9 protein-coding genes are annotated in these 12,954 nt (G+C 37.0%); all 9 read right to left on the bottom strand.

Annotation, left to right across the window (positions count from 1 at the left end; translation table 11 throughout):
• Positions 1–102: 102 nt before the first annotated feature.
• Entirely contained in the window at positions 103–714 is a 612-nt protein-coding gene (locus tag FJG96_RS06135; protein ID WP_139413197.1) for an invasion associated locus B family protein, read from the bottom strand.
• Positions 715–1,611: 897 nt separating this feature from the next.
• Positions 1,612–5,112 (bottom strand): transcription-repair coupling factor, encoded by a 3,501-nt coding sequence (mfd, locus tag FJG96_RS06130; protein WP_139413196.1) that lies wholly within the window; start codon positions 5,110–5,112, stop codon positions 1,612–1,614.
• A 5-nt stretch (positions 5,113–5,117) separates the two neighbouring features.
• The gene (locus tag FJG96_RS06125) at positions 5,118–5,405 is read right to left on the bottom strand and encodes an FAD assembly factor SdhE (protein ID WP_005773579.1); all 288 of its coding nucleotides are present in this window, start codon (positions 5,403–5,405) and stop codon (positions 5,118–5,120) included.
• A 66-nt stretch (positions 5,406–5,471) separates the two neighbouring features.
• Positions 5,472–6,152 carry an ABC transporter ATP-binding protein gene (locus FJG96_RS06120; protein ID WP_005773580.1) on the bottom strand — a complete coding sequence of 227 codons (681 nt, stop codon included), beginning with the start codon at positions 6,150–6,152 and terminating at the stop codon, positions 5,472–5,474.
• On the bottom strand, positions 6,152–7,420 hold the full coding sequence (locus FJG96_RS06115; RefSeq protein ID WP_139413195.1) for a lipoprotein-releasing ABC transporter permease subunit: 1,269 nt from the start codon (positions 7,418–7,420) through the stop codon (positions 6,152–6,154). The genes FJG96_RS06120 and FJG96_RS06115 overlap by 1 nt, the downstream gene beginning before the upstream one ends.
• Before the next feature lie 11 nt (positions 7,421–7,431).
• A complete protein-coding gene (gene proS, locus FJG96_RS06110; protein WP_139413194.1) occupies positions 7,432–8,757 on the bottom strand; it encodes a proline--tRNA ligase in 1,326 nt (441 codons plus the stop codon).
• A 200-nt stretch (positions 8,758–8,957) separates the two neighbouring features.
• The gene (locus tag FJG96_RS06105) at positions 8,958–10,634 is read right to left on the bottom strand and encodes a ribonuclease J (protein ID WP_139413193.1); all 1,677 of its coding nucleotides are present in this window, start codon (positions 10,632–10,634) and stop codon (positions 8,958–8,960) included.
• A 47-nt stretch (positions 10,635–10,681) separates the two neighbouring features.
• Complete coding sequence (locus FJG96_RS06100; RefSeq protein WP_180338247.1) at positions 10,682–11,497, bottom strand: biotin--[acetyl-CoA-carboxylase] ligase; 816 nt, start codon at positions 11,495–11,497, stop codon at positions 10,682–10,684.
• Entirely contained in the window at positions 11,497–12,951 is a 1,455-nt protein-coding gene (gene nuoN, locus FJG96_RS06095) for an NADH-quinone oxidoreductase subunit NuoN (protein ID WP_139413192.1), read from the bottom strand. Before nuoN ends, FJG96_RS06100 begins: the two co-directional genes overlap by 1 nt.
• Between the last annotated feature and the right edge of the window lie 3 nt (positions 12,952–12,954).

The raw sequence follows: 12,954 nt of genomic DNA, 5'->3' as shown, positions 1-12,954 counted from the left end.
ATAAAAAAATAAAAAAAAAAAAAAAAACCGCCACAAAAAAATTGTGGCGGTCTAAATAAACAATCATAGAAAAAGTTTTAACCAATTTCTATGACGTGTGTATTATTTTTGCTTTGCTTTCTCTTGCTCAGCGCGCATACGCTCTTCAATTTCTTTTTGATTTGATTGAATAGCTTGCTGCAGCTTTATTTGCTCTTGTTGGAAATCTTTTTCTTCCATACCAGGGCCGGTATACGCCGCTGTAAATCCATTAAGAGAAAATTCAATAGGATTAGCTGAACCACGGAAATTAACAGTGGTTACGACCATTTTTGTACCACTTTTCATCGCTGCAATAAGCTTATCATCTAAGACATCATTGGCAATACAACTTGGTCCATTACAAATGATATAAGGAATTTTTTTAGAGAAACCATCACCTATTTGAATGTGAACACCTTCTGGCAAAAAACGACCTGTAGGCACTTGAATACCTATACGCTTTTCATTTTGCTTCCCTTTTATTTCAACTAGATTAAAAGCCGTTAAAGGTTGTCCCGTATTCGATAATACAGTATTCATTGTATTACAAATATCAACATCATGCTGCTTACTGCAAACTTTGTACCAACCTTGCGATAAAGTCTGCGCATTTGCAGAAATACCAGTTATAAGAAAAAGGGCAGCTGCTCCAACTAATACTGAGACAGCAGAATAAAAATTTTTATGCGACATGATTAAGTTAATCCTTTCAACGCGCTTTTAAGTAATTTAAAAAAATATTAAGTATAGTTTCAATTTATTAGATTATAATGAAATAAAACTTAATTTTATTATTTTTACTTCAATATAAAAAAAAAAGTCAAATTTAGAGAAAAAACTACGACGATCTATATAAACTTTTATACACCCATATAGCTCTCCCCTCTTTATCGCACAGGGAGTTGATGCAATTTATCCATAAAACACCTCTGTGCATTTGCGCTAAGATTACACAAACGAATCAATATTGCAATATCAATTAAAACAAACTCCTATGCACTTCTAAAAATCTTACGAATTCAAATTTTTTACGCTTATTGCTCTTTATGTTAGCTATAGGGCTTTAGCAACAAAATATTGCAATGCATGAGGCTCTAAAATGTCAGATAAATTCATACTTTTATATGTCTCTAGTATAAATGAAAAAGATAAAGTTATAACTTATAAGGACATTTAATGAACTAAATGCATTCCTAATCTGCAGCTTTTAAAAATTATAAGGAGTTTTTTCCTGTATGTAATTTTCTATCCTTGTTTATGAAACAATAGTGGTATGCTTCTATTCATAAAACCGTTTTTGTAGTAAAAGCTGTATAATGAAGAAAGCATGTTATCTTAACCTAAATTTTTCTTTTTAGAGAACTTGTAGAAAATATTTATATGCAAATGCTATTATTGTGGTTACACCGCTTCAGCTATTTTCTTCATTTTATCAATATGTATTATAATAAAGAAGGAAAAACTAATATGTTAAACAGTTCTTTTATTATAAACTTAAATTTTATTCTTATAAAAAATCAATAAGTAGTTATTATTCATAGAATAATTTTATAAAAATAAGGAATAGTTCAGAAAAGTAGAGAAAATGCTTTAAACAGAATGTTGTTCTGCCATTTTCACAAGTTCAGTCATAATCTTTGCTGCTCCAATAAGTCTTTCATCAACGCTAGCCCAATCCCGAATAAGAGCGATACTTTGATCTGGACGAATTTTTGCCATTGAACCTTGTTTTCCCACCCACTGAACAAGAGCAACACTATTGGCGAAATAGTTATTGCGAAACTGTATGACAATCCCTTTTGGTCCAGCATCCAATTTTTCTACATGAGCTTTTCGACACAATGTTTTGATATGAAAGACTTTAAGGATGTGCTGAACTTCAAGGGGTAAAGGACCAAAACGATCGATTAACTCGGCTGCAAACTCATCAATCTGGTCTAAATTCTCAAGTTCTGTCAAGCGTCGGTAAAGCCCCATACGTAATGATAAGTCCGGCACAAAACTTTCTGGTATCATCACAGTTGTACCAAGTGAAATTTGAGGGGACCATTGCTTATCTTCACTTAGCTCTCCATCTTTTAATTCAGCAACAGCTTCTTCAAGCATTTTTTGATAGAGTTCAAATCCAACTTCTTTGATATGTCCTGATTGTTCTTCACCTAAAAAATTGCCTGAACCACGAATATCCATATCGTGACTTGCCAACTGAAATCCAGCCCCTAATGTATCTAGAGATTGTAACACTTTAAGACGACGATCAGCTGCAGATGTTAAAACTTTACCAGATGGAAAGGTAAAAAGTGCATAAGCACGTTGTTTTGAGCGTCCTACCCGTCCTCGTAATTGATAGAGCGCAGAAAGACCAAACATTTCAGCACGATGCACAATTAATGTATTAGCTGTTGGAATATCAAGACCGGATTCAATAATGGTTGTTGATAGCAAAACATCATATTGTCCATCGTAAAATGCATTCATAATATCATCAAGTTGTCCAGCCGGCATTTGTCCATGTGCCACAACGAATTTGAGTTCTGGTACATGGGTTTTGAGATATTCTTCTACAAAGGAAAGATCAGAAATACGAGGACAAACATAGAAACTTTGTCCACCACGGTAGTATTCTCGAAGCAATGTTTCGCGTATAACAAGTGCATCAAATGGTGAAATAAAAGTACGAACCGCCATTCTATCAATGGGTGGAGTGGTGATTAATGAAAGTTCACGGACCCCCGATAATGCCAATCCTAAAGTTCGTGGAATGGGGGTTGCTGAAAGTGTAAGAACATGAATATCACTTTTAAGCTCTTTTAAACGTTCTTTGTGTTTTACTCCAAAATGTTGCTCTTCATCAATGATAAGAAGACCTAACCGTAAAAAGTCGACTGCACCACTTAATAATGCATGGGTTCCAATGGCAATATCAATCGTACCATCTGAAATCCCTTTTTTGACTTGTGTGAGTTCTTTCCCTCTCACAAGCCTTGATACATGACCAATTTTAACCGGTAATCCTTGAAAACGCGAAATAAATGTCTTGTAATGTTGACGTGAAAGCAAAGTTGTCGGTACAACAACAGCCACCTGATATCCATTTAAAGCTGCAATAAAAGCACTTCGAATAGCTACTTCTGTTTTTCCAAAGCCAACATCACCACATATCAAGCGATCCATCGGCTTTCCTGAGGCTAGATCGTCTAAAACGGCATCAATGGCGTTCATTTGATCTTCTGTCTCTTCATAGGGAAAACCAGCAACAAACTCATCAAATGGTCCAACTGGTGGAAGTAAAGCAGGCGCAGCACGTGTCGCACGCTCCGCAGCTATACGAATTAATTGCCCTGCCATTTCCAATAAATGTTTTTTAAGCCGAGCTTTACGTGCTTGCCAAGCAACACCCCCTAATTTATCTAAAGTTACCTCTGTTCCTTCTGAACCATAACGTGAGAGAAGCTCAATATTTTCAACAGGTAAAAAGAGTAAATCACCTCCAGCATATTTAATTTCAAGGCAATCTCGTAAAATTCCAGTCGTGATGATGGTTTTTAAACCAACAAATTGGCCAATACCATGATCAATATGCACAACAAGATCACCAGAATTTAAAGCAGAAATCTCAGAAATAAAATTTGTATTATTCTTACGCCGCTTTGGTGATCTAATAAAGCGATCACCTAAGATATCTTGCTCTGCTATAATAGCTAGATCTTCAGCCTCAAAACCATGTTCTATCATGATAACAGCTGCTAATATACGATCTCGTGGTGTTGCTTTGACTGTTTGCAAGGATTTTACAACGTCTATTTTTTTCAATCCATGCTCATCAAGAACTTGTACCAAACGATTGAGAGACCCTTCACTCCAACACGCTAAAAGTACTTTTTTGCCAGAAGCACGTAAAGATGCGATGTGATCAATAACACTTGAAAAAACATTCTTTTCTTGCGCATTACGCTCTTTTACAAAATCATATCCCTGTTTTACTTGTGTGTGAATAACTGTTTGTTCCAAACTTTGTGGAATATTAAAAGGCGAAAAATCAATACGCTGTGAAGATTGTTGCACACACTCTAAAACACGCTCTGGCGTTAAATAGAGAAGACTAGGATCTATCGGATGATAAGACGTTGTATTTTCTTTATCATTTTCGCGCTCTTTACGCGCGTTATAATAGTCTTCAATAAGGCGATAACGCTCAACGAAAACTTCTTCTATAAGATGTTCAAAAACAAGCGGTAAATTGCCACAATGATCAAAAAAAGTATCAAGGCTTTCATAAAAAAATGGGAGCCAATGTTCCATACCAGCAAAACGCCGACCTTGAGCAATTGCTTCATAAAGCATGTTATTTTTTTGTGATACACCAAATGTACGGGTATAATTGCTTTTAAAACGGCTGATGCATTCATCTGTCAAAACAACTTCGCTCATTGCCTGTAATAAAAGTTCAGTTTTTTGGCGTATTGTTCTTTGACTTTCTGGATCAAATACACGGATGCTTTCTAGGGTATCTCCAAAAAAATCAAGACGTAAAGGCTGGGTATCCATAGGAGAAAAGATATCAAGTATCCCTCCTCTTACAGCAAACTCACCAACATCGCGGACAACCGTAACGCGTTCAAAACCATTAGTTTCTAGGAATTGAATGAAATGCCCCATGTTATGGGACTGGCCAACATGTGCATGAATAAGCTGAGCTTCTATCATTTCACGAGGAGGCAACTTTTGCATAATTGCATTGGCTGTTGTTAGGATAATTGCAGGATGTGGATTTTGACGCAAATTGGCTAGGCGTGCCAATGCTGATAGTCGACGTGCCATAATAGCAATTCCTGGTGACACGCGATCATAAGGCAAACAATCCCATGCAGGAAATTGAAGGACGGGTAAATTGGGCTGAATAAAATTTAAAACTTGTTCTAAGTGCGCAATTTTTGTTCCGTCTCGGACAACATAGATGAGTGGTTTACCCTGTGCAATTTCTGAACTCAATTTAGCAAGGGCAAAGGCTTCAAATCCATCAGTAATGCCATCAAAAATCATATGAGCAGGACTATTGGGGGGGATGATATTTTTTTTAAATATAGGCATTTAAATCAATAAGTTAAATAAGTACGATAATTGGCAATATCACGAAAAAGAGGACTATTAATTTCAGAGGGTGGTGAAATTTCTCCGGTAATCCATGTGAGTAAGTCGCGATCATCAAAAGACATAATATACTCAAGTTCAGAGAGCGTTTTATCATTCATTCCAGTGATATGAGCATTAACATAATGTCCAAAAATGAGATCCATTTCACGAATACCGCGATGCCATGCGCGAAAAATCAATCGGCGACGACGCATATCCAATTGATTTTTGTCGTTGACAAAAGCTGTCATAAAAAGTCTCCTTGAATAAAGTAATATAAACCATTCAATTACTCGTATAAAATTTATACCTTGCCTTTAAGGAAGTTCAATAATCTTCTGATCTTTAAGTGTAATTCGACGATGCATTTGCTTTGCCAAAGCGTAATTATGTGTTGCAATAAGAGCAGAAAGACCAGACTGACGAACAAGGACAGATAAAGCTTGAAAGACATAAGCTGACGTTACAGGATCAAGATTTCCGGTAGGTTCATCTGCTAAAAGAACCGAAGGGCCATTTGCTACGGCACGTGCAATAGCAACACGTTGTTGCTCTCCTCCCGATAACTCTGAGGGACGATGATTCGCCCGATGAGAAATACGCAGATACGTCAATAATTTACGCGCACGATCTTCTGCGATGGATTTGTTTAATCCTGCTATCATTTGCGGTATCATAACATTTTCTAAAGCCGTAAACTCTGGAAGTAAATGATGAAATTGATAGACAAAACCAATATCATTTCGTCTGATAGCTGTTCGCTCACGATCAGAGCGCTTTGCACAAGAAACACCCCGTAACAACACATCACCAGCTGTTGGTTTTTCTAATAACCCCGCAATATGAAGAAGTGTTGATTTTCCTGCACCAGATGGTGCAACAAGTGCAACAAGCTCTCCACGATTAAGAATAAAATTTGCTTTATCTAAAACAATGAGCGGCTTATGACTCTCATAAAAGCGTCTTTCGATCTCTACAAGCTCTAAAATCGCTGTCATTATTCATACCTCAAAGCTTGTACAGGATCTAGCTTAGCAGCACGCCATGCCGGAATGAGAGCAGCAAGAAATGACAAGAATAAAGCCATAAGAGCAACCAAAACAGTTTGTTTCCATTCAATTTGTGCAGGTAGTTTTGTTAAAAAATAAAGTTGAGGATTAAAAACATCGACATTAAATAACCAAGAGATAAAATCTTGAATATGATTAATATTCGCGGTCGCGATAACACCCAAAATTAAGCCTAATATCGTTCCAATAAAACCAATCATCATTCCTGTGATAATAAATATACGCAAAATTGCACTCTGTTGAGTACCCATTGTGCGTAAAATTGCGATATCATGACTTTTATCTTTTACAAGCATAATAAGGCCTGAAATAATATTTAAAGCAGCAACAAGAACAATCAGAGAAAGAATGAAAAACATGACATTCCGTTCAATCTGTAAAGCTGAAAAAAAAGCCTGATTACGTGTACGCCAATCAATTAAATAGACCTGTTGATCAACGGTTTTTTCTACAACAGGTTTTATTTGATCAACAGAATCAGGATCGTTTAGAAATAATTCTAAAGACTGAACCTTATCGCCTAAATTAAAAAACATTTGTGCTTCATGGAGAGGCATAAAAACAAATATTGAATCATATTCAGACATACCAACTTCAAAAATAGCAATGACTTTATAAGCTTTTACACGTGGTGTAACACCAAAAGGAGTTTCATCACCATCAGGGGTAATAATACGAAGATCCCTCCCAACTGTAAGCCCTAATTTTTCTGCTAAACCACTTCCAATTGCAACACCTTCTTCTTGATCAAAGTGAGAAATCGAGCCTAATTTAATGTTTTGAGAAACCGTTTTAAGTTTTTCTAGATCTTGTTTGCGCATACCACGAACTAACGCGCCAGAGCCACCTTGGGCTTCACCTTGAACAAGCGCTTGACCTTCAATAACAGGCAAAGCAAACTTCACACCATTTTTAGATTCTAGAGAAGAAATAAGAGTCTTATAATCAGAAAAACCAGAATCAATTGTTTGAACAATAAGATGCCCATTCATACCAAGAATACGGTTAAGAAGTTCTGTGCGAAAGCCATTCATCACCGCCATAACAACAACCAGAGCAAAGACTCCCAACATAATCCCAATAAGAGAAATAATTGAGATAACAGATGCGACGGCATGCTTTTTATTGGGAATCATATAACGAAAAGCGATCATCCACTCATAAGATGAAAAGCATTTATTTTTCAGCCTCTTCATAACATTTCCTATTAAATTATAGAAAGTTGGCTGAGCGCATCTTCAACCGTTAGAGATTTTTTTACACCCGTTTTTCGATCTTTAATTTCAACTTCATTTTGTGCAATGCTGTTTGGACCAACAATTATTTGCGTTGGCAAACCAATCAAATCCATTGTTGCAAATTTTGATCCAGGACGTTCATTTCTATCATCTAATAATGGATCAAAACCAGCATCCTTTAATCCCTGATAGAGAAATTCACATGCCTTTGTACATTTTTCATCATCGGGTTTCATATTGATAATCCCAAAATCAAACGGTGCCATCGACTTTGGCCAAATAATCCCCTTTTCATCGTGAGAAGCCTCAATAGCAGCCGCAACAAGACGTGAAGGTCCAATCCCATAAGATCCCATCGAGACCACATGCTCTTTTCCATCTTGTCCCATAACTTTTGCTCCCATTGGAGCAGAATATTTCGTCCCAAAGTGGAAAATATGCCCGACTTCAATACCACGCGCTGAAAGACGATTTTCTTTAGAAATTTTAGCCCACTCTTCTTCATTATGCATTTCTTCTGTCGCTGCATAAAAAGATGTCCACTGTCTAACAGTATCATCTAAAACAGCTTTATCACTAAAATCGATTGAACTGTGGGGAACGCTTAGTTCAAGAAATTGTCTATCACAGAAGATAGCACTCTCTCCCGTTTCTGCCAAAATGATAAATTCATGACTGAGTTCCCCCCCTATTGGACCTGTATCTGCACGCATGGGAATTGCTTTTAAGCCAAGGCGAGAAAAAGTGCGTAAATAAGCCACAAACATACGATTATAAGATGTTTTAGAGCCTTCATAATCAAGATCAAAAGAATAAGCATCTTTCATTAAAAATTCTCGTGCCCGCATCACACCAAAACGTGGGCGAATTTCATCACGAAATTTCCATTGAATATGGTACAAATTAAGCGGAAGATCCTTATAAGAACGAACATAGGAGCGAAAAATATCTGTCACCATTTCTTCATTGGTCGGGCCGTAAAGTAAATCACGCTTTTGACGATCTTTAATACGGAGCATTTCCAGACCGTAATCATCATAACGACCACTTTCACGCCAAAGATCAGCAGATTGAATTGTAGGCATCAATATTTCTATTGCACCAGCTCGTTCTTGCTCTTCACGAATAATTTTACAAACTTTATCAAGCACTTTTTTTCCCAAGGGAAGCCAAGAATAAATCCCAGATGTTTGTTGTCGAATCATCCCAGCACGCAACATGAAACGATGAGAAACAATTTCCGCTTCTTTAGGATTCTCTTTTAAAAGTGGAAGGAAATATTGAGAAAGACGCATTGAAATAATTAACTCCTACTCAGGATTTATCATATTGGAACAATTTAATATACCCTCTATTCATCTATAGCCGCATTCTGAATACTTGCAAATATAACGATCTTATTGTTTAAAAATTGGTTGTGCTTTATTCTCTACTTTTTATTGAGCAATAAAATAAGAATGCTCTTCTTTTTTTTATAACGTAACATGGAAATGCTTTATTTTGACTGATGTAAAAAAACTGTACAGAGAGGTTTTTTTTGCCAAATTTCATAAACAGCCGCTCTCACTGCACGTCGTGTTGCCTCTCGAATAACTTCATTATTTTTCCGCTTCATGCGTGGAATGTTATAAACTGTATTTTCCACAACCTCTAAAAGAATATCTTTTAATTTTTCCCCCTCTCCATTACTTTCAGGGAGTCCCAATATGCTTAGACCGATATCATCCAATAACTCATGCTTGCTATTCATATGGAGAGAAACCGCAACATGACCAGCATAACTTAATTTTCTACGCTCACGAATCCCGAGCTCATACTCATCTCCAAGAAGACAGCCATCCTTATAAATACGACCAACAGGCACGTGATCAATAACTTCTACAGGCGTTGGTGCAAGACGTAGCATATTACCATTTCTAATATCCCTAACAATTTTAATCCCTGCTTGACGTGCTAAAGCCGCTTGAGCAGTAAGATGTATTGCCTCACCATGCACAGGCACAAGTATCTGTGGTTTTATCCAATCATACATCTGTAAAAGTTCTGAACGACGGGGATGACCTGAAACATGAACAAGGGCATCTTCATTCGTAATCACTTTAATACCCAAATCGATGAAACGATTTTGTATCTCAAGAATCGCTTTTTCATTTCCTGGAATACTTCGCGATGAATAAATAACAGTATCTCCAGTAGAAAGCGCAATATTCCTCATCCCCTCACGTGAAAGTTTAGCCAAAGCTGCACATGGCTCACCTTGGCTCCCTGTGACAATTAAAACAAGTTCTTTTCGTGGGATGTAGCCATAATCATCTTCCGTTATAAATGGCGCTAATCCATCCATATAACCAAGCTCTTGTGCAACCATAATACTTCGTTTAAGGGAACGCCCAATGACAAGAACCTTACGCCCAACAGCTTCAGCGGCAAGAGCAATAGAACGTATCCGACCAATATTAGAAGCAAAAGTTGCTATTGCAACACGCCCTTCAGCTTTCGAAATAATCTCAGAAAGACTGGTTTGGACCTGCTGCTCTGATGGAGATATACCATCCCGACATGCGTTTGTGGAATCACAAAGCAATGCTAAAACACCTTTATCGCCTAACGCTCGAAATCTTTTTTCATCCGTCACAGCTCCAAGCGAAGGCGTATGATCAATTTTCCAATCACCCGTATGGATTACAGTCCCCAAAGACGTTGTAATGGCTAAAGATACAGATTCTGGTATCGAATGATTAACAGCAATAGCCTCTATGGTAAAGGAACCAACCTGAAAACAATCCCCTGCTTGAAAAATATTGAATGACATTTTTTGAGATTCAAAATCTGATTGCCTTTTACTTTCCAATAACCCTGCTGTGAAATTTGTACAATAAAGTGGAACTTGTAACTTTGGCCATAAATCAAGAACAGCTCCATAATGATCTTCATGTGCATGTGTTAAAACAAGACCACGTATATTATGTTTTTCACTTTCTAGAAAACGAATATCAGGGAGAATAAGATCGACTCCCGGTAATTCAGAGCCAGCAAAACTAACACCCATATCAACAAGTAACCATTCACGAAGATTTTGGGAGCCAAATCCATAAGCAGCTAAATTCATTCCTATTTCACCTACACCACCCAGAGGTAAAAAAACAAATTCACATTTATTGGTTTCAACCATTAACATCTCCCAAATCATTCAGATAATCTGATGGTAAAATAATTTCGTTAATAACCGACTGCATGAACAGAAGCAGCCGAACCAAAATGAACATCTCCCGCTGTTATAATGGCTGTCTGACCATTTTTTTGTTTTATGATACCGTTAAAATCATGATCAAGTCCCTCAAAAATACCCTCAACGATTTTTTCATCATTCATTACTTTGACATATTTTCCGAGGTGAGCAGAATATAAAAGCCATTTATTTCGGATTATTTCACACCCTTTTGGTTGTTTCCAAAGAAGGTAATTTCTAGAAAAAGATTCCGTCAAAACCGTAAATAACTGCTCTGCTTCAATATGCAAACCGATACTCTGTAAACTTGAAGTGGGATAGAGTGCATCTTCATAATTATATTTCACATTTATTCCAATACCAATAACCAATGCATCTTGTTGTGATGGCAATTTTAAAATTTCGAGCAAAATTCCAGAGCTTTTAGCACCTCTAAGCAAAATATCGTTTGGCCATTTTAAGCTTACAATATTGTCATTGTCTGTTTGCTTTTCAGCTTTTATAAATTGTTTTATGGACTCTGCCACACTGACTCCAGCAACAAAACCAAGTTGAGCAGCGGTTTGATGAACAATATCATCCATTAACAATAGACTACAATAAAGGTTCCCTTTTGGACTATTCCATGCCCTCCCTCTTCTAGCCCTTCCTTGTAATTGCTCTTGCGCAACAATCCAAAGATAACCTTGATGACCAGTTTGCGCTTTTCGTTGCGCAATGAGATTGGTTGAATCAACACTTTCGTACGATTCAACAGTGTATCCTTGTTTCTTTGCAAAATCTGATAAAATATAAACCATATTCATTAAAATAATGCAGCGGCCGCTTTTTCTGCCAATTCAGCAAACCAAATTCCAAAAAAGGTATAAAATAAAATAAATAATGCAGAAAGACCAAGACAAAACTGAAGCTCTTTTGATAAAATAACAAAATGCGCTTTTGCATCATCAAACCACATAATTTTAATAACCCGTAAATAGTAAAAAGCGCCAATGACGGAGGCTATCATACCAACAATAGCAAGTGGTGTCAGACCAGCATGAACAGCAGCAGAAAATGTATACCACTTCCCAAAAAAACCAGCCATAGGGGGTATACTGGCTAGTGAGAAAAGCTGTATTGTCATGACAATCGCCATAAACGGATTTGTCTTTGCTAATCCTGAAAGATCATAAATATTTTCAACATTGCCACTCTGGGATCGCATTCCAAGAATAAAAGCAAATGAGCCAAGAGTAACACCAAGATAAATGGTCATATAAAGAATAACGCTTTTTACCCCAAGTATATCTCCAGCCGATAAACCAACAAGTGCATAGCCCATATGGCTGATCGACGAATAAGCCATTAAACGCTTAATATTACTTTGCCCAATTGCAGCAAACGCACCAAGTATCATTGATGCAAGTGCCATGAAGACCAAAATTTGTTGCCATGCAGGCATAGAGCTATCAGCACTACCAAGAGGAATAAAGGTCATCACAATAATACGGATGATTAAAGCCATTGCAGCAACTTTAGGCGCCCCAGCAAAAAATGCAGTAATCGGTGTTGGGGCACCTTCGTAAACATCAGGTGTCCACATATGAAATGGAACAGCAGAAATTTTGAAAGCCAAACCAGCTAAAATAAATACAATTCCAAAAATAACGCCCAATTGTAAATTTTCACCTTTTAAAGCAAGAGCAATTTCGTGAAAACCAATTTGACCGGAAAAACCATAAAGCAAAGAAATGCCATAAAGCAGCATTCCTGAAGATAATGCTCCTAAAACAAAATATTTTATACCAGCTTCAGAAGATTTTACATTATTACGATTAATCGCTGCTAAAACATATAAAGCTAAGGACTGTAGTTCTAATCCCATATAAAGTGACAGCATATTCCCCGCTGAAATCATCAGCATCATGCCAAGGGTTGCTAAAAGAACAAGCACTGGAAATTCAAATATATTGAACTTTTGCGCATTCGCAAAACCAACAGACATAATAAGAGCAAAAAGCGCACCAATAAGCGTTAAAACTTTCATATAACGACCAAAAGAGTCAATAATAAGCGCATTGGTTTGAAATGCACCACTTTTCGGAAAAACGATGAGAATAATAATGGTTGCCACGAGAAGAGCCATGGCTAAACCTGTTACTGTTAAAGAAGCACGTGCATTGGAATAAACACCAACCAAAAGCAACACTATTCCCCCTAATGCAATTAAAATCTCTGGAAGAATTAATACGAGTTGTGTTATCATTTCACTTTGCATGAG

This window comes from Bartonella mastomydis, from assembly GCF_900185775.1.
In the GTDB taxonomy this organism is placed as follows: Bacteria; Pseudomonadota; Alphaproteobacteria; order Rhizobiales; family Rhizobiaceae; genus Bartonella; species Bartonella elizabethae.
Note: the sequence above shows the minus strand (reverse complement) of the source record. Positions and strands in the feature narration are given on the sequence as shown.